This is a genomic window from Aeromonas salmonicida subsp. salmonicida, assembly GCF_001643305.1.
GTDB lineage: Bacteria > Pseudomonadota > Gammaproteobacteria > Enterobacterales > Aeromonadaceae > Aeromonas > Aeromonas salmonicida.
This window is the reverse complement of sequence record NZ_LSGW01000078.1, coordinates 51,824-68,846: the sequence shown is the minus strand read 5'-3', so window position 1 is coordinate 68,846 and position 17,023 is coordinate 51,824. Positions and strand designations below refer to the sequence as shown.

The 17,023-nt window shown below is 57.3% G+C and carries 18 protein-coding genes; 12 read left to right on the top strand and 6 right to left on the bottom strand.

Annotation, left to right across the window (positions count from 1 at the left end):
• Positions 1 to 62: 62 nt before the first annotated feature.
• From prc to AXW79_RS14570, 4 genes are all read right to left on the bottom strand, one after another.
• Positions 63 to 2,078 carry a carboxy terminal-processing peptidase gene (gene prc, locus AXW79_RS14585; protein WP_005315633.1) on the bottom strand — a complete coding sequence of 672 codons (2,016 nt, stop codon included), beginning with the start codon at positions 2,076 to 2,078 and terminating at the stop codon, positions 63 to 65.
• Between the two features lie 8 nt (positions 2,079 to 2,086).
• Positions 2,087 to 2,719, bottom strand: a complete 633-nt coding sequence (proQ, locus tag AXW79_RS14580) for an RNA chaperone ProQ (RefSeq protein WP_005315631.1) — start codon at positions 2,717 to 2,719, stop codon at positions 2,087 to 2,089.
• Between the two features lie 106 nt (positions 2,720 to 2,825).
• Complete coding sequence (locus AXW79_RS14575; RefSeq protein WP_005315627.1) at positions 2,826 to 3,284, bottom strand: GAF domain-containing protein; 459 nt, start codon at positions 3,282 to 3,284, stop codon at positions 2,826 to 2,828.
• A gap of 109 nt (positions 3,285 to 3,393) precedes the next feature.
• Positions 3,394 to 3,852 (bottom strand): hypothetical protein, encoded by a 459-nt coding sequence (locus AXW79_RS14570; RefSeq protein WP_005315624.1) that lies wholly within the window; start codon positions 3,850 to 3,852, stop codon positions 3,394 to 3,396.
• Between the two features lie 284 nt (positions 3,853 to 4,136).
• On the opposite strand from AXW79_RS14570, the gene ccoN reads away from it, so the two are divergent.
• The 11 genes from ccoN (at position 4,137) to ttcA (ending at position 14,336) form a co-directional block, all read left to right on the top strand.
• Positions 4,137 to 5,561: a cytochrome-c oxidase, cbb3-type subunit I gene (ccoN, locus tag AXW79_RS14565; RefSeq protein WP_005315616.1), complete on the top strand. Its 1,425-nt coding sequence runs from the start codon at positions 4,137 to 4,139 to the stop codon at positions 5,559 to 5,561.
• 16 nt (positions 5,562 to 5,577) lie between these two features.
• A complete protein-coding gene (gene ccoO / locus AXW79_RS14560; RefSeq protein ID WP_005315614.1) occupies positions 5,578 to 6,192 on the top strand; it encodes a cytochrome-c oxidase, cbb3-type subunit II in 615 nt (204 codons plus the stop codon).
• Between the two features lie 11 nt (positions 6,193 to 6,203).
• Entirely contained in the window at positions 6,204 to 6,383 is a 180-nt protein-coding gene (locus tag AXW79_RS14555; RefSeq protein WP_005315611.1) for a CcoQ/FixQ family Cbb3-type cytochrome c oxidase assembly chaperone, read from the top strand.
• Positions 6,383 to 7,360 (top strand): cytochrome-c oxidase, cbb3-type subunit III, encoded by a 978-nt coding sequence (ccoP, locus tag AXW79_RS14550; RefSeq protein WP_005315607.1) that lies wholly within the window; start codon positions 6,383 to 6,385, stop codon positions 7,358 to 7,360. Before AXW79_RS14555 ends, ccoP begins: the two co-directional genes overlap by 1 nt.
• A 130-nt stretch (positions 7,361 to 7,490) precedes the next feature.
• Complete coding sequence (locus AXW79_RS14545) at positions 7,491 to 7,979, top strand: FixH family protein (protein WP_005315604.1); 489 nt, start codon at positions 7,491 to 7,493, stop codon at positions 7,977 to 7,979.
• 86 nt (positions 7,980 to 8,065) lie between these two features.
• Complete coding sequence (locus AXW79_RS14540; protein WP_005315601.1) at positions 8,066 to 10,459, top strand: heavy metal translocating P-type ATPase; 2,394 nt, start codon at positions 8,066 to 8,068, stop codon at positions 10,457 to 10,459.
• Positions 10,460 to 10,573: 114 nt separating this feature from the next.
• Positions 10,574 to 10,762: a cbb3-type cytochrome oxidase assembly protein CcoS gene (gene ccoS / locus AXW79_RS14535; protein WP_005315597.1), complete on the top strand. Its 189-nt coding sequence runs from the start codon at positions 10,574 to 10,576 to the stop codon at positions 10,760 to 10,762.
• Positions 10,746 to 11,432 (top strand): sulfite exporter TauE/SafE family protein, encoded by a 687-nt coding sequence (locus AXW79_RS14530; protein WP_005315594.1) that lies wholly within the window; start codon positions 10,746 to 10,748, stop codon positions 11,430 to 11,432. The genes ccoS and AXW79_RS14530 overlap by 17 nt, the downstream gene beginning before the upstream one ends.
• A 68-nt stretch (positions 11,433 to 11,500) precedes the next feature.
• Positions 11,501 to 12,256, top strand: coding sequence for an FNR family transcription factor (locus tag AXW79_RS14525; RefSeq protein ID WP_005315591.1), 756 nt, complete (start codon positions 11,501 to 11,503; stop codon positions 12,254 to 12,256).
• Positions 12,257 to 12,397: 141 nt separating this feature from the next.
• Positions 12,398 to 13,345, top strand: coding sequence for a universal stress protein UspE (uspE, locus tag AXW79_RS14520; RefSeq protein WP_005315586.1), 948 nt, complete (start codon positions 12,398 to 12,400; stop codon positions 13,343 to 13,345).
• A gap of 82 nt (positions 13,346 to 13,427) precedes the next feature.
• Positions 13,428 to 14,336 (top strand): tRNA 2-thiocytidine(32) synthetase TtcA, encoded by a 909-nt coding sequence (gene ttcA / locus AXW79_RS14515; protein ID WP_005315582.1) that lies wholly within the window; start codon positions 13,428 to 13,430, stop codon positions 14,334 to 14,336.
• A gap of 81 nt (positions 14,337 to 14,417) precedes the next feature.
• Here the strand turns inward: ttcA and AXW79_RS14510 are convergent, their stop codons facing one another.
• Positions 14,418 to 15,098, bottom strand: coding sequence for a DUF2987 domain-containing protein (locus AXW79_RS14510; RefSeq protein WP_005315579.1), 681 nt, complete (start codon positions 15,096 to 15,098; stop codon positions 14,418 to 14,420).
• A 76-nt stretch (positions 15,099 to 15,174) separates the two neighbouring features.
• Positions 15,175 to 15,912 (bottom strand): hypothetical protein, encoded by a 738-nt coding sequence (locus AXW79_RS14505; RefSeq protein WP_005315577.1) that lies wholly within the window; start codon positions 15,910 to 15,912, stop codon positions 15,175 to 15,177.
• 285 nt (positions 15,913 to 16,197) lie between these two features.
• On the opposite strand from AXW79_RS14505, the gene AXW79_RS14500 reads away from it, so the two are divergent.
• Positions 16,198 to 16,815, top strand: a complete 618-nt coding sequence (locus AXW79_RS14500) for a glutathione S-transferase family protein (protein WP_005315576.1) — start codon at positions 16,198 to 16,200, stop codon at positions 16,813 to 16,815.
• Positions 16,816 to 17,023 lie beyond the last annotated feature (208 nt).

Genomic DNA, 17,023 nt, shown 5'->3' with positions numbered 1-17,023 from the left:
ATTCAGGCAAAAGAAAGGGCGACCTGAGTCGCCCTTGTGTACCTGTTATTGCCAAGCCAACGTCAGCCTTGTTTGCTGAGTTTGGCCAGGTCCGCCGTGATATTGGCCGCTTCGATCAGATACTCGTCGGGGGCTTCAAAATCCGCCGGCAATTCGTCGAGGCTCTTCACCGCAGGTTTGCCAAGGCGTGCCAGACGTTCGTTGGTGCGCAACAGCGCATTCTCGTCCTGCTTGGCCTGCTCTGCCAGACGTTCCGCCTCATTGAGGGAGACAGACTTCTTGTCCTGCTCCACCTTGTAGTCGGCGATGTCCTGCATCACATAGGCAAACTCGGGATCCTTGGCGATCCGTGCCTCGTGGGCCGTTTTCAGCTTGGGCAAGAGGCTGGCGAAGTTACCGAGTTTTTCGTAACTGGCCGAGGCAATCTTGTCCCAGGGCAAGGCGTTGAACTCGCGACTTTCACCCGTCTCATCCGGTGCTACCGCAGTGGGGAAACCGATATCGGGAGCGACGCCCTTGTTCTGGGTGCTGCCACCGTTGATCCGGTAGAACTTGGCAATGGTGTATTGCACGTGACCCAGTGGCTGCTCGTAGAAGTCATAGACCTTGGCGAGGCTGCGATGCTGCTGCACTGTGCCTTTGCCGAACGAGTTTTCGCCGAGGATCAGGGCGCGGCCATAATCCTGCATGGCGGCGGCAAAGATCTCGGATGCAGACGCGCTGTACCTGTCGATCATCACCGACATGGGGCCACCGTAATAGATGTTGCCATCGTCATCGCCATTGACCGTGATACGGCCCATGTGATCACGAATTTGCACCACGGGCCCGCCAGCAAAGAAGAGACCGCTCAGGGCAGAGGCTTCGGTCAACGCACCGCCGCCGTTGCCGCGCAGATCGACGATCAGGCCTTCGATCTTCTGCTTGTTGAGGCTGGAGATCTCCTTGATCACGTCATCGTGCAGGTTGACGTAGAAACTCGGGATTTCGAGCACCCCAATTTTCTTGCCTTCCGCTGTGATCACTTTGGACTTGGCGGCCCTGTCTTCCAGGCGCACCTTGTCGCGGGTCAGCTCGATCTGCTCGGTCTTGACGCCGGCGCCCTTGCCGCGCTGGATCTCCAGCTTGACCTTGCTGCCTTTGGGTCCCTTGATGAGCTCGACCACGTCATCAAGACGCCAGCCAATCACATCGACAATCTTGCCATCGTCCTGCCCTACCCCGGTGATCTTGTCATCGGGTTTGAGGTGGTTGGACTTGGCAGCCGGGCCACCCGGCACCAGGGAGCGAATGACGGTAAAGTCATCCTCTGCCTGCAACACGGCTCCGATGCCTTCCAGCGAGAGGTTCATCTCGGTATTGAAGCGATCGGCGCTGCGCGGGGAGAGATAACTGGTGTGCGGTTCGATGGCACGGGCGAAGGAGTTCATGAAGAGCTGGAACACATCCTCGCTCTCGGTCTGGGACATCCGCTTGATGGCGTTGTTGTAACGCTTGCCAAGCAGCTCCTTGACCTCGGGCCACTCCTTGCCGCTGAGCTTGAGGCTCAGGGCATCGAACTTGACCCGCTGGCGCCACAACTCGTTGAGTTCGCCTTCATCTTTGTGCCAAGCCGCCCCTTCCCGATCAAAGAGGTAATTGTCGGGCTGGGTAAAATCGAAAGGGGTATCGAGCAGTTTGAGGGCGTATTCGAACCGCTCATAGCGCCGCTGCTGACTCAGATTGAACATCTCGTAAGCAGGCGCCAGCCGTCCTCTTTCGAGATCGGTGTCAAAGCCGTTACGGTACTTTTCAAAGCGGCTGATATCAGAGGCCAAAAACAGGTTTCGGCTGTAGTCCAGATTCTCCAGATACTTGTCGTAAATCACGGAGGAAAAGGCATCGTCCAGCTTGAACTGCTTGTAATGCGAGCGGGTAAACAGATTGGCAATTCGCTTGCTAGCCGTAGCATGTTGGCTCTCTTGAGCCAACACAGGCAAATCACTTTCCTTGAGCACCGGCTCGATGGCCTGTGCAAGCCCGGCAAGCGCCAGGCTACAGGCAACGAGGGAAAAACGAATTACGCCATGCTTCAACATTTGTCTCCTTAGAGAACCAGATGCTCAAATTTGACCTGCAGCATCATGCCGGTCTGCAGTTGGACCTGAACGTCATCCTTGGTCACTTCCTTGATGGTCGCCGGCACCGGAGACTTGCCCAGCACGACCCTGACACCCTGATCCACTTTCAGATTGGCGGCATCGACCTTCACCAGAGGCGCATCGGCAACGACTGCCTTGGGTGCGGCCTTGGGCTTGTCAGATTTGGCGGCAGCATCAGCCTTGCGCGGGGCAGGACGACGGGGCTGCTTGGCCTTCTCTTCTTTATTGTTGGTGCGACGGCTGGCAAAGACACGCTCTTTGCTCTCTTTCAGCGCTTGCTTGGCGTGTTCGATGTGCTCTTCGGTGAGCAGCTCGCCCGGGTTGCCGTCCAGATCGACACGGGCCTGGCCGGCTTTGAGGCCATGCAGGTAACGCCAGCTGGAGGTGTATTGACGCAGTGCAGAGCGCAGCATGGTCTTGGAGACTCTGGCATCGTCAGCGAGACGCTCGGCCAAATCCTGGAAGATGCCAATCTTGAGCGGCTTGGCCTCTCCTTCAGCGATGAAGCAGGCCGGGAACTTCTCGACCAGGTAGGCAACGATCTCTTTACTGTTCTTCAGCTTTTCAGTGTTTTCCATGTATAACCTTGGCTTTCATATAAACGCGCGGGTACGCCCGAGCACAACACAACAAAGGCCCCATTATAGAGAGCTTGGGGCCTTTTGCGAACCATCTAGCAATGACTTAGAGCATGCTTTCCAATATTTGCACCGTTTCTTCGAGTCCAATCCGGTCTTTCTCATCAAAACGGTTAAAAATTGGACTGTCGATATCGAGCACGCCGATGATCTCGCCACCACGGCGCACCGGGATCACGATTTCGGCATTGCTGGCACCATCACAAGCGATATGCCCTTCAAATTGATGCACATCGTCAATGAGCTGGGTTTTACCCTCAGCAACCGCAGTGCCGCATACCCCACGCCCGACCGGAATACGCACGCAGGCCGGTTTGCCCTGGAAGGGCCCGAGCACCAGAGTATCTCCCTGCAACAGGTAGAAACCCACCCAGTTGATGTCGGTCAGCTCCAGTGCCAGCAAGGCGGAGAGATTGGCCAGATTGGCAATGAGGTCCGGCTCCCCTTCCAGCAGCGCCTGCGCTTGCTGGTTGAGTCCGCGATAAAATGCTTGTTTTTCAATCATGATTAAATGAACTTCACTCCTTGATAATCTGTGCAAGGTAACGCCCTGCCTGAAAATTTCAAATCAATTTTCACTTCAACCCCATCCTCTTCTTATTAAAGAAGAGGATTTAGCGGGCAACCGAGAGCGCCAGCTGCTGGCGCTGGCCATTGCTCCACTCGATATTGAGCTGCCAGATCATCATCGCCGAGGTACAGGATCCCACCATGGTCGTCCCCTGCCAGCCAGTGCTTGTGGACTCGAAACTGAGCGGTATGGTGCCCATGAACATGTCCCGTCCCTCCAGCCAGGCTTTTACCGGTTTGATCCCCGGATCCCCGCCCTGAAGCAGTATCATGAAGTCATGTTCAGCCTGTACCGGCAGCGACGCGATACTGACGGTCAAGGGTTTGTCACCAAGAACCGTGCTGCATGAGGTGTGAGACAGATCGCAGATTTGATCTTTTTCTGATCCCGCCACCTGGGCCTGCCCCCCGCCAAACCAGGTTCGATAGGCAACCAATCCGAGCAAAATAGCCAGGACGATCGCCAAGTGGACAATTTTGCGTGAAGTGAGTCTCTCTTTCATGAAAAAACAACCTTTTAAGATGCCTGAAAAATGACATTTTCGTGATCTCGCGCAAGGTAATTTATTAAGCAGGCGGGACCCGACGGAGCCAAATATATCACTGTTTATACTGTTATTTTACCTGTCGGTTCAGTATCATTCCCATTGAATTTTCATTTAGCTACTTTTTGCTTTTCCTTTCATTAACAGTTGTTAACAAGAGGCAGGGCAGTAGCCAATGATGTCGGTCCATGTCACTGGACACAAAAATCAAACAACAGCAGCATCGGAAGCGGAATACAACGATGAGCCATATAACTAACCATCCTGAGTACAACTACACCGTTGTTCGCCAGTTCACCGTCATGACAATTGTCTGGGGAATTGTCGGCATGTCGGTTGGCGTACTGATAGCAGCCCAGCTGATCTGGCCTGCCCTCAACTTCGACACTCCCTGGCTGACTTACAGCCGCCTGCGCCCTCTGCACACCAATGCGGTTATCTTCGCATTTGGCTGTAGCGCACTGATGGCGACCTCCTTCTATGTGGTGCAACGCACCTGTCAGGTCAGACTGTTTGGAGGCAAGCTTGCCTCCTTCGTGTTCTGGGGCTGGCAGGCGATTATCCTCTCTGCCGCCATTTCGCTGCCGATGGGATTCACCTCCGCCAAGGAGTACGCAGAGCTGGAATGGCCTATCGACATCGCCATCACAGTGGTCTGGGTTGCCTATGCCGTTGTCTTCTTCGGCACCCTGGTCAAGCGCACCACCTCCCATATCTATGTGGCGAACTGGTTCTTCGGCGCCTTCATCATCACGGTTGCCGTGCTGCACATCGTCAATAACATGGAAGTGCCGCTTTCCGGCATGAAGTCCTACTCCATGTATTCCGGTGCCATGGATGCCATGGTGCAGTGGTGGTATGGCCACAACGCGGTTGGCTTCCTGCTGACAGCCGGTTTCCTTGGCATGATGTACTACTTCGTGCCCAAGCAGGCGGGACGTCCGGTTTACTCCTACCGTCTCTCCATAGTGCACTTCTGGGCGCTGATCTCCCTCTATATCTGGGCCGGTCCTCACCACCTGCACTACACCGCACTGCCTGACTGGGCTCAGTCTCTGGGCATGGTGATGTCCCTGATCCTGTTCGTTCCCTCCTGGGGTGGCATGATCAACGGCATCATGACCCTGTCCGGTGCCTGGCACAAACTGCGTTATGACCCCATTCTGCGCTTCCTGATCGTGTCCCTGTCGTTCTACGGCATGTCCACCTTCGAAGGCCCCATGATGGCGATCAAGACAGTCAATGCCCTCTCCCACTACACCGACTGGACAGTGGGCCACGTTCACTCTGGTGCCCTGGGTTGGGTTGCCATGGTATCCATCGGCGCCATATATCACCTGATCCCGAACCTGTTCGATCAGGGCCGCATGTACAGCATTCGCCTTATCAACGTGCACTTCTGGCTGGCGACCGTGGGGACAGTACTCTACATCGTTGCCATGTGGATTTCCGGCGTGATGCAGGGACTGATGTGGCGTGCAGTCAACGATGACGGCACCCTGACCTACAGCTTCGTGGAAGCGTTGCAGGCCTCTTATCCCTTCTACTTCGTGCGCTTCCTGGGTGGCTGCTTCTTTGTCACCGGTATGTTGCTGATGGCCTACAACGCCTACCGCACCATCTCTGCGCCCAAGGGTTCCCTGGAACCTGTCGCCCAGCCCGCATGATTGAAGAGGTCTAAGCATGAGCAACAATAACCGTCACGAGATATTTGAAAAAAGCGTACCCATGCTGGTGGTCGGCATCATCTTTGCCATCAGCTTGGGGGGGCTGGTTGAAATCACCCCGCTGTTCTTCCAGAAACAGACCACTGAGCCGGTGGAGGGCCTCAAACCTTACACTGCCCTGCAGATGGAAGGACGCGACATCTTCATTCGCGAAGGCTGTACCAACTGCCACAGCCAGATGATCCGTCCGTTCCGGGCCGAAACCGAGCGTTACGGTCACTACTCGGTCGCGGGTGAAAGTGTGTGGGAGCACCCCTTCCTGTGGGGCTCCAAGCGTACGGGTCCGGACCTGGCCCGTGTGGGCGGTCGTTACTCTGACGACTGGCACCGTGCTCACCTCATCAACCCGCGCGATGTGGTGCCTGAGTCCAACATGCCTGGCTACCCCTGGCTCGATACCACTGTGATGACAGGTGAACTGACCGGCAAAAAGCTGGCCCTGTTCCGTGATCACTTTGGCGTGCCCTACACAGAGGCCGACGTGCAAGGTGCAGGCGACGCCGTGAAGGGCAAGACAGAGCTCGATGCGCTGGTAGCCTATCTGCAATCACTGGGTCATGCCCTGAAATAAGGAGTCAGGATATGGATTACGGCACATTTCGCGGCCTTTATACCCTGCTGTTGATGGCCATCATGATCGGCATCATCGTCTGGGCATACAGCAAACGCCGCAAGGCCTCTTTCGACGAGGCAGCCAACCTGGTTTTTGCCGATGACGAGCAACCCGGTGCTGATAACAAGAACGCAGGAGCGAAACAATAATGAGCACTTTGTTTAGCATTTTTGTGACCGTCATAAGTCTGGGAACCATTCTCGGCTGCTTCTTGCTGCTGGTGTGGTGCCTGCGGGACAAGATGGGTGTAGAGGAAGGTAAGTCCATGGGACACGCCTTCGACGGCATCGAAGAGATCAACAATCCGCTGCCGAAGTGGTGGACCTATATGTTCATCTTCTTCATCGTCACCGGCCTGGTCTACCTGCTGGCCTTCCCGGGCCTGGGCAACTGGAAGGGTCTGCTGGGCTGGCAGAGCTCCAATCAGGATGTTCGCTCCCTGGCGGAGTCCAAGGCGGCGGCAGCCTCTGCCAAGGCTGAAGGACGTGCGGTGGAGTATGACCGTGAGCTGCTCAAGGCTGACGAGATCTACGGCGCCAAGTTCCGCGAGCTGACCTATCAGACAGACGGCAAGACTTACAAAGATATCACTGAGATCGCCAAGGATCCGGAAGCACTGAAAGTCGGACAGCGCCTGTTTCTGCAGAACTGTTCCCAGTGCCACGGCTCCGATGCCCGCGGCGGTCGCGGTTTCCCGAACCTGACCGACAGCGAATGGCAATGGGGCGGAGAGCCAGCCCAGATCAAGACCACCATCATGGGCGGTCGTCAGGGTGTGATGGCTGCCTGGGGCGAGATACTGGGCAAAGATGGCGTCAAGGAAGTGGCCTCCTACGTGCTGGGTCTGTCTGGTCGTAAGGTTGACCTGGTGGAAGCCAAGAAAGGGGAAGCCCGCTTTGCCGTCTGCGCCGCTTGTCATGGTCCGGATGCCAAGGGAGGGATCGCCTTCGGTGCCCCGGACTTGACCAACAACATCTGGCTGTACGGCGGTTCCCGTCAGGTGGTCGAGCAGACCATCACCCACGGTCGTCACGGTGTGATGCCAGCCTGGCAGGATATTCTGGGTGAAGACAAGGTGCACCTGCTTGCCTCCTACGTTTACAGCTTGTCTCACACCGACAAGTAAAATCAGCAGTAACATGTGATAAGCACGTGATTACTCAGCAAAAAGCCTCGACTCTTCGAGGCTTTTTGTTATCTTGTGTTGGCTAAATCCCCTCTATTTCGTTAATCACAGGTTTCACGGTAGTAGCACTATGTCCCAACCCTGGTATCGCCAATTTTGGCCCTGGTTTATCATCGCCCTCCCGGCCGCCGCCGTGATTGCCGGCATCAGCACGGCAATCATCGCCAGCAAGGATGGGGTCAATCTGGTCGCAGAAGATTATTACAAACAAGGCAAAGAGATTAATCAGGACTTGAGCAAGTTCGATCGATCCGAAGCGCTCAATATCCGCATTGCGCTGGAAGTGAACGGCAACGAGCTGACTCTCAAGCCCCTCTCAGGAGAGATCCCACCCCGTCAGGCCCTCTACCTCTCCCTGTTTCACCCGACCCTGGCCGGCATGGACAGCGAACACATGGTGACTGCTGACGCCAGCGGCGTTTATCGTCTGTTGCTCGACCAGCCCTTGAGTGGCAAGTGGCATATACGGGTCGATGCCTTCGACCATGAGTGGCGGTTGCAAGAGACAGTCCAGCTCCCGACCACAGCCTCCGTCGAACTCGATCCCAAAGGGCGTTAAGTCATGACAGGCGGTTTTTACTGTGGCGAGCCGGTTGCCGCCAACAGTCGAGGTGCCCTGCTCGCCATCCCCCGGGGTAACACACCATGAAGGCTTGCTTTCATTGCGGCGAGCCGGTTCCCGCCGCCAGCCACTATGCCCTCGAGATAAAGGGCATAGTGGAACCCATGTGCTGCCCGGGCTGTCAGGCCGTGGCAGAAACCATCATGGAGTGCGGTCTCTCCAGCTATTACGATCACCGCACAGCGCCCGGTACTAGGGGAGAACTGGTGCCCGAAGAGCTGGCGGCCCTCACCCATTATGATCTTGCCGAAGTGCAACAGGATTTTGTCACCAACAGCGGCACGGGCAGCCACAGGGTGCGAGAGATCCAGCTCAGCGTTGAGGGGCTTACGTGCGCCGCCTGTGCCTGGCTTATCGAGCGCCATCTGACCGGCCTTGCCGGTCTGCACTACATCAATGTCAACACCACTACTCACCGCGCCCGCATCATGTGGGATCCGGACCAGCTTTCGTTAAGCGACATTCTCAAGGGATTCGCCAAGATAGGCTACCGTGCCTACCCCTTCCAGACCCACACCCAAGAGGCTATTTACGCCAAAGAAGTGCGCAACTACATGTTCCGGCTGGCGCTGGCGGGCCTGGGGTCCATGCAGGTGATGATGTGCGCCGTGGCGCTCTACATGGATCTCTTCATCAGTGTCGAGGATGAGTTCATGGTCTACTTCAAGTGGATCAGCCTCTTGCTCTCGACCCCCATCATGATCTATTCGGCCCAGCCCTTTTACGTGGGGGCATGGCGCAGCCTGAAACAGGGCCACCTCTCCATGGACGTGTCGGTGTCGCTGGCACTGATCGGCGCCTTCGTCGCCTCCATGTGGGCCACCGTCTTCAACACAGGTGAGGTCTATTACGACTCCATCACCATGTTTGTCTTCTTCTTGCTGCTGGGACGTTTTCTTGAGTTGAGAGCCCGGCGCAAGGCGTCCGAGTCCAGCTCCAACCTGGCACGGCTAGTGCCCATCATGGCCACCCGCATTGATGAGGAGGGTGAGCACGAGGTGGCGGCCAAGACCTTGCAGGTGGGGGATAGAGTACGGGTGCTGGCCGGTGCAACCCTGCCGGCGGACGGCATCATTGTCGAGGGACAGGCCAGCCTCAACGAATCCATGCTGACCGGCGAGCAACTGCCACTGCTCAAGCAGGTGGGCGACAGCGTCTATGCCGGCACCATCAACACGGATGCACCGCTCCAGATCAGGGTCAGCCATCGCATCGAAGAGTCACGCATCGCCCAGATAATGCGGCTGCAGGATCACGCCCTCGACGACAAGCCAGCCATCGCCCAGATGGCGGATGTGCTCTCCCGTCACTTCATCCTGGTGCTGCTGATCATTGCCGCAGCAGTGTGGACCTTCTGGCACTTCCATCAACCGGAGCAAGCCTTCTGGGTCACCCTGGCCGTGCTGGTCGCCACCTGTCCCTGCGCCCTGTCGCTGGCCACGCCGACCGCCCTCACCTCGGCCACCGCCCGCCTCACTCGCTCCGGTATTTTGTTGCGTCGCGGCCATGTGCTGGACGTGCTGACCAAGGCCAACCGGATAGTGATGGACAAGACCGGCACCCTGACCACGGGCAATATCAGCCTGACCAGCACAACGGCGCTGGCGGAGCTGAGCGAAGATCAATGCCTCGCCATCGCACGGGCACTGGAAGCCTATTCCGAGCACCCCATCGCCCGCGCGTTTAAAAGCACCGCGGCCGACGACGTCTTGCTGCCTGCAAGCGAGGTGGTCCCAGTCATCGGCCACGGTATTGAGGGGTGTGTGGCAGGCAAGCATTATCGCATCGGCAGCGCCCGCTGGCTGGCTCTGCCCACAGAGCACACCGCCAGCCAGGGCCTTGCCATCTATCTGGCGGATGAATCCCGAGTGCTGGCCCGCTTTATCCTGGCCGATACACTGCGCCCGGATGCCAGGGCCCTGCTCCAGGCCTTCAAGGCCGCCGGTTTGCAGACCACCATTCTCACCGGTGACAGCTCTGCCCAGGCCGACGAAGTGGCCCGCGAGCTTGGAGTGGATGAGCTGGTAAAAGGTGTCACCCCGGATGGCAAGCTGGCCTACCTCAAGGCGCGCGAAGCCCAAGGTGATATCAGCATCATGGTGGGTGACGGCATCAACGATGCCCCCGTACTGGCTGGAGCCCACGCCTCTTTTGCCATGGCGGGCGGCACGGATCTTGCGAAAAACAGCGCAGATGCCATCCTGCTGGCCGATGACCTGTCGCGCCTGCTGGACGCCCGCACCCTGGCCATCCGCACTCGCAAGATCATCAAGGAGAACTTCGCCTGGTCCATCGGCTACAACTTGCTGGTGTTGCCGCTGGCGGCCAGCGGCTGGTTACCCCCCTATCTGGCGGCAGCTGGCATGTCCTTGAGCTCCCTCATCGTGGTCACCAACTCCATGAGGCTCAATCGCTGAACCGTGAAGACGGCGTGCTCATGCGAATATGAGCGCGCCAACACATATTGAATGAAGAGGGATCCTGGCCGGTAACTGGTTTACCATGACCACTCTCATAGCAAGGCTTGCATCATGAACATCATCTTCGTCCTGATCCCCATCGCCATCCTGTTTGTCATCATCGCAGGCGCCGTCTTCTTTTGGGCCATTCGCTCCGAGCAGTTTGAAGATCTCGACCGCCAGGGATCCAACATACTGTTTGATGAAGACAAACCTGCCCAGAAACCCATCGAGTCCAAGTCCGATGACCGCCAGCCTTGATCTGGTAGGGGCCCTGCTGGTGGGGCTCGCTGGCTCTGGCCACTGCATCGGCATGTGTGGTGGCGTCTCGGCCGCCCTCTCCATGGCCATTCCCCCCGAGAAACAGCACTTTTGGGGCCGACTTGGCTATCTCCTCAACTACAACCTGGGGCGGATCCTCAGCTATGTCATCGCTGGCGCTCTGGTAGGCGGGCTGCTGGCCACCACCAGCGAGCTCGGTGCAGGCAAACATGCCATCGCCGGATTGCGGCTGATGGCGGCGCTCTTGATGATAGCGCTCGGCCTGTACCTTGCCGGCTGGTGGCAAGGCATACTGCTGCTCGAGCGGATCGGTGCCCGACTCTGGCCACGGATCAAGCCGCTGGCAGCCAAGTTTCTTCCCTTCACTTCGGCCTGGCAGGCGTTCCCTTTCGGCATGATATGGGGCTGGCTGCCCTGCGGTCTGGTTTACTCCATGCTGACCTGGAGTGCCGCAGCTGGCTCTGCCAGTGGCGGGGCACTGATCATGCTCTGCTTTGGCATGGGAACCCTGCCGACACTCTTTGCACTGGGGGGACTGGCGGACCGGCTGCGCTACTGGCTGACCTTGCGCAGTTTGCGTCAAGGCGGGGCTGTTTTGCTCATTGCATATGGGCTGCATACCCTCTGGGTCGGGATAGCGTCCTTTTGAAACCCTATCCAAAATAGATGAGTTGATGGTAAACTTGTTTGATATAAATCAATTATTCGTATGAGCCTATGATCCCGGAAAAGAAACCTGGCAGACGTATTCAGAGCGGTGGCTGTGCAATTCATTGCCAGGATTGCAGCATCAGCCAGCTCTGTATTCCCTTCACTCTGAACGACAGTGAACTCGATCAGCTCGACAGCATCATTGAGCGCAAGAAGCCGATCCAGAAGGGTGAGGAGCTGTTCAAAGCCGGCGATGAGCTGAAGTCGCTCTATGCGATCCGTTCCGGGACCATCAAGTCATACACCATCACAGAACAGGGTGACGAGCAGATCACCGCTTTTCACCTCGCAGGGGACTTGGTTGGCTTTGATGCCATTCACAAGCATGCGCATCCGTCCTTTGCCCAGGCGCTGGAAACGGCCATGGTGTGCGAGATCCCGTTCGACGTACTCGACGATCTCTCCGGCAAGATGCCCAAGTTGCGCCAGCAAATCATGCGACTGATGAGCAACGAAATCATGGGCGATCAGGAGATGATACTGCTGCTCTCCAAGAAGAATGCGGAAGAGCGCCTTGCCGCCTTCCTGCACAATCTGTCGGTGCGTTTCTCCGAGCGCGGCTTCTCCGCAAAGGAATTCCGCCTCTCCATGACCCGGGGTGATATCGGTAACTATCTCGGCCTCACGGTGGAGACTATCAGCCGTCTGCTTGGCCGTTTTCAGAAGTCCGGCCTCATCAGCGTCAAAGGCAAATACATTACCGTGCTGGATCAGATGGCCCTCGGCGTCATGGCTGGCGCCCCCCGTCCTGCCTGCGGTTAATTTCCCCTCTGTCTGCCCTCGTTGCCGGATCGGTTTAGTCTGAAATTTGATCCGGCACATGTCCCCCAGCCTCCTCCTGAGCTAAGCTGTAATGGCTAAAGGTCTGTCATCATTGGTATTTTTGCCAAGGAGGAAGAGAACATGGTCAAGTACCGAAAAATTCTGGTTGTTATCAACCCGGAAGAAGAGCGGCAAGTTGCCCTCGAACGTGCGGTCAAAGTAGCTGAGCTCGATGAAGGCGCTCAACTGACCCTGTTACTCACTATTTATGACTTCTCATACGAAATGACCGCCATGCTGTCGGTGGATGAACGGGAAGAGATGCGCCACGGCGTGATCGCTCAGCGTCGTGAATGGCTAGACGACATTCTCAAACCCTACCGTGCCAAGGGACTGGACTACGAGGTCAAGGTAGTCTGGCACAATCGTCCCTTCGAGTGTGTCATTCAGGAAGTACTGGAGAATCGCCACGATCTGGTGGTCAAAGCGACCCATCATCACTCCTTCCTGCAAACCTTCATCTTTACTCCGACCGACTGGCATCTGCTGCGCAAGTGCCCCTGCCCTGTCCTGCTGGTCAAAGAGGGCCACTGGCAACGGGGTGGCAACATCATTGCGGCCATCAACTGCTCCAGCGACGATCAGGATCAGAAAGTGCTGAACGAACGGATCACGGAGGAAGGCATTGGCATCGCCGAGTTGCTCGGCTCCAACCTGTATCTGGTCAATACCTATCCCGGAACCCCGGTCAATGTGGCCATAGAGTTGCCGGAGTTCGACCCCAATGCTTACAACGAGGCTATTCGCAAACACCATGAGAGCCTGCTGCTGAGCCATGCCGACAAATATGGCATAGGCCATCTGTGGACCCGGGTGGCGGAAGGATTGCCGGAAGAGGTGTTGCCCGACCTGGCTGACGACCTGCAAGCCACCCTGATGATCATGGGGTGTGTCGGTCGCACCGGCCTCTCTGCCGCCCTGCTCGGCAATACCGCTGAACATGTGGTGGACAGGCTCTCCTGCGACATCCTGATCCTCAAACCCGACGATTACAGCTGCCCGGTAGACAGCCGGCGTCGTCAATCATAAGGCGCCTTTCATCCTGGCACCTTGCCCTCCCCCGGGACATGGCTATAATAACGCGCTTATTTGTGTCCCGGGTTTTACGAGCATGCTAGAAGAGCTGAACGCCAAAGATAAATACAGTTTCAACAAACTGCAAAAGCGCCTGCGGCGCAACGTAGGTCAGGCCATCGCCGACTTCAACATGATTGAAGAGGGCGACAAGATCATGGTGTGCCTGTCCGGCGGCAAAGACAGCTTTGCCATGCTCGACATCCTGATGAGCCTGAAGGCAAGCGCCCCCATCCATTTTGATCTGGTGGCCGTCAACCTGGATCAGAAGCAACCGGGCTTCCCCGAGCATGTGCTGCCTGAGTACCTGGCGACCCTGGGCGTTGACTTCAAGATCGTCGAAGAAGATACCTATTCCATCGTCAAGGACAAGGTACCGGAAGGCAAAACCACCTGCGCCCTCTGCTCCCGCCTGCGTCGAGGTATTCTCTATCGCACGGCGCAAGAGCTGGGCTGCACCAAGATTGCCCTCGGCCATCACAGGGATGACATCCTTGAGACCCTGTTCCTCAACATGTTCTACGGCGGCAAGCTCAAGTCCATGCCGCCCAAACTGGTGAGCGATGATGGCAAGAACGTGGTGATCCGCCCGCTGGCCTACTGCAAGGAGAAAGACCTGGTACGTTACGCCGAGGTCAAGGCCTTCCCTATCATCCCCTGCAACCTGTGCGGCTCGCAGGAGAACCTGCAGCGTCAGGCCATCAAGCAGATGATGCAGGATTGGGATCGCCGCTTCCCGGGTCGTATCGAAACCATGTTCACCGCCATTCAGGACGTGATCCCGAGCCACCTGCTTGATCACAAGCTGTTCGACTTCAAGAGCATCAACCGTGACTCCGGCATCATAGATGGCGGCGACAAGGCATTTGATCCGCCCGAACTGCCGACAGCCCCCTTGCTGAACATCGACGAGATGGACGTGCTGGATGTGATTGAAGTGCGCTAGGCACTGCAAAATCGGTAACGAAATCTGCAACGAAAAAGGAGCGCCTGGCGCTCCTTTTTATCTTTCTGGCGTGACGCTTGCTCAGCCCTTGTGCAACCAGGGGGTCAGTCGCAGTATGTCCCCCTTCAGTTGCAGCTTGCCCGCGGCGAAGTCTGCCAGTTGTGCGTTGCTCAGCAGCAACTGCCCCTCTTGCCAGGAGAGTGGCAGCTGGCGGGCGCCATCAACCAGATAGGCAGTGCCAGCCGGTTGCACCAGTGTCACCCGCACACCCGCCATCTCGGGCAGGAAATACTTGCCGACCATGCCGGCCAGCTTGCTCAGCAGGGCCTGCATATCCTGCTGGCGCTCGGCTACTTCGGCCACCTTGAGCTCCCACTGGCTACCTGACACGGGCGGTGCATCGGCCATCACCTGCACCGAGAGATCGCAGGCTGCGTGTGCCTCGGTCAAGCCCACCACCACGGTCGCCTTGTCCAGATTGAGATCATCGTCGTAGGGCAGCCGCAGCTCGCTGTCTACCGTCACCTCAGCAGCCACGTCCCGATCCAGGGTAGAAACCCGGGCCGAGGTAAGCAGGCAACGCTGTCCATTTTGTTGATCTGTCAGATAAAACCCCAATCTGGCATGGCCAAACTCCCCCTTGGCAAAGGTCTTCATCTGGCTGTAGAAAGTACTGTATTGCAGATCCAGTGAAGGCTGTGCCAACCCCAGGGTGGGCAACAGCAGCAAGCTTGCCGCTACGCCATGTCGAGCCATCTTCATGTGCCATCCTTTTGCATCACGCACTCGTCATGCGTTGAAATCTTGGTGTGCCATCTCTTGGCACTGCATACGCCGGTCAAGCGCTGAAATGATCGGGACCTTCGCTCACTTCGGTCACTTCTACCGCGACCCCACACAGATCCCGATAGAGGATCCCCTTGCAGTTGAAGTAGAGAGGAGCCACCCAGATAAGCCCCAGACCCATGGGGAGCAGCGCCAGGAAAAACAGCGCCAGCATGACACCGTGCAGCAGCACTATGCTGGGCCAGCCGCGAACAAACAACTTGAGCGACACCAGAATGGCCTGCACCGGTGACAAGCCGCGTTCCAGCACCAGCGGCACGGTAAACACCAGCCCCATGCCGATCAGCGCAGACGGTATGAACGCCAGCATCACCGGCAAGCCCACCAGTTCAAACAGGGGACCGAACAAGCTGGTGATCATGCTGCCCAGCAGGCTCAGGCTGCCGAGGCGCAGGAAGTGGCGAAAGAAATCGAATACCTGGCTCGGACGGGCACGGACGCCGACCGATTGCTGCAATCCCAGCATGTCGAGGGACGAGGTCATTGGGGCCATCATGATGGTGATGAGCAGACTCAGCACCAGGGCAATATCCATCCCCCCTTCCTGATTGACGTAAGGCGCCAGCAGGGTATTGCTCAGCAACATCCAGATGGAGGTAACCCCTACTATGGCCAGCAGCAGGCCAAAACCGGTACGGCGCGTCTGTTGCCAACTCTCTTGCAGTACCCCCTTGAGGTCGAGGCGATATCCCTGACTCAGGGATTGCTCGAGGGAACCACCGATCCGCATTTTATTACTCAATGGACTATCCAACATCAGAAAAACACTATTCAGGGGGCACATTATAGCGATTTGACCCGGTATGCGTAGCCGTTTTTCCCCTTATCTGCTGGTGGGAAAGCCTTTGATTTCATAAGCGCAGACCGGTTCACCTCCTTCCTTTCCTTCCTTTCCCGCCTTGGCCCGCCGTTGTGATGGGCGTAGGATGCCAACAGATATACCGCATTTGCTGACTGCCTCCGCCCTTTCCCATCCGGGCGACGCGAGGAAGACACACTTCACAAGGAGACATGCATGTCTGATTTGACCCTGTATCTCGCCCCTGGCACTTGCGCCATGGCCGTACACATAGCGCTGACCGAGGCCCAGGCCCACCATCAGGTCAAGCGACTTGATCTGGTGGCGGGGGAGCAGCGCTCTGCCGCCTATCTCGCCATCAATCCCAAAGGCCGGGTGCCGGCGCTTGTTACCGAGCGCGGCGTGCTGACTGAAACCCCGGCACTGCTGCTCTATGTGGCGCAGCGCTTTCCCGATGCCCTGCTTGCCCCGTTGGATGACCCTTTCCTGCTGGCCCGCATGCAGGAGGTCAACAGCTTCCTTGCCTCCACCGTACATGTCTCCCATGCCCACGGACGCCGCGGCAGCCGTTGGGCCGATGATGAACAGGCTGTCGCCGCCATGCAGGCCAAGGTGCCGCAAAACATGCGCGATGGTTTTGCCGAAATTGAACGCCACTATCTGGGCGGCCCCTGGGTGCTGGGGGAGCGCTTCAGCCTTGCCGACATTTACCTGTTCGTGGTCGCCGGCTGGCTCGAGAGCGATGGGGTGGCCATCAGCGAGTTCCCCAGGGTAGCAGCCCACTATCAACAGATGCTCACACGCCCCGGCGTGCAGCAGGCCCTCGCCCTCTGATCCCTCTCTCCTTCAATCCTCTGCATATGGGTGCCTGTACGCTGTCTGGCACCTCTTTTCATCCTTTTCCCCCCCGGCATTGAGATCGTTTTCACATTTCTGCCATCTCCCTGTGGATCAAGCGTGCCTTAGCGCCTATCGTTTACCTCATGACGCAACCGGTTGCGTAACCGGTTGCCTTGATAAACATCAGATACGCAGACGCAAG

Bases quoted from the DNA above. Each gene is read 5' to 3' on its own strand.
- prc (WP_005315633.1), bottom strand. From the start codon at position 2,078: ATGTTGAAGCATGGCGTAATTCGTTTTTCCCTCGTTGCCTGTAGCCTG.
- proQ (WP_005315631.1), bottom strand. From the start codon at position 2,719: ATGGAAAACACTGAAAAGCTGAAGAACAGTAAAGAGATCGTTGCCTAC.
- AXW79_RS14575 (WP_005315627.1), bottom strand. From the start codon at position 3,284: ATGATTGAAAAACAAGCATTTTATCGCGGACTCAACCAGCAAGCGCAG.
- AXW79_RS14570 (WP_005315624.1), bottom strand. From the start codon at position 3,852: ATGAAAGAGAGACTCACTTCACGCAAAATTGTCCACTTGGCGATCGTC.
- ccoN (WP_005315616.1), top strand. From the start codon at position 4,137: ATGAGCCATATAACTAACCATCCTGAGTACAACTACACCGTTGTTCGC.
- ccoO (WP_005315614.1), top strand. From the start codon at position 5,578: ATGAGCAACAATAACCGTCACGAGATATTTGAAAAAAGCGTACCCATG.
- AXW79_RS14555 (WP_005315611.1), top strand. From the start codon at position 6,204: ATGGATTACGGCACATTTCGCGGCCTTTATACCCTGCTGTTGATGGCC.
- ccoP (WP_005315607.1), top strand. From the start codon at position 6,383: ATGAGCACTTTGTTTAGCATTTTTGTGACCGTCATAAGTCTGGGAACC.
- AXW79_RS14545 (WP_005315604.1), top strand. From the start codon at position 7,491: ATGTCCCAACCCTGGTATCGCCAATTTTGGCCCTGGTTTATCATCGCC.
- AXW79_RS14540 (WP_005315601.1), top strand. From the start codon at position 8,066: ATGAAGGCTTGCTTTCATTGCGGCGAGCCGGTTCCCGCCGCCAGCCAC.
- ccoS (WP_005315597.1), top strand. From the start codon at position 10,574: ATGAACATCATCTTCGTCCTGATCCCCATCGCCATCCTGTTTGTCATC.
- AXW79_RS14530 (WP_005315594.1), top strand. From the start codon at position 10,746: ATGACCGCCAGCCTTGATCTGGTAGGGGCCCTGCTGGTGGGGCTCGCT.
- AXW79_RS14525 (WP_005315591.1), top strand. From the start codon at position 11,501: ATGATCCCGGAAAAGAAACCTGGCAGACGTATTCAGAGCGGTGGCTGT.
- uspE (WP_005315586.1), top strand. From the start codon at position 12,398: ATGGTCAAGTACCGAAAAATTCTGGTTGTTATCAACCCGGAAGAAGAG.
- ttcA (WP_005315582.1), top strand. From the start codon at position 13,428: ATGCTAGAAGAGCTGAACGCCAAAGATAAATACAGTTTCAACAAACTG.
- AXW79_RS14510 (WP_005315579.1), bottom strand. From the start codon at position 15,098: ATGAAGATGGCTCGACATGGCGTAGCGGCAAGCTTGCTGCTGTTGCCC.
- AXW79_RS14505 (WP_005315577.1), bottom strand. From the start codon at position 15,912: ATGCGGATCGGTGGTTCCCTCGAGCAATCCCTGAGTCAGGGATATCGC.
- AXW79_RS14500 (WP_005315576.1), top strand. From the start codon at position 16,198: ATGTCTGATTTGACCCTGTATCTCGCCCCTGGCACTTGCGCCATGGCC.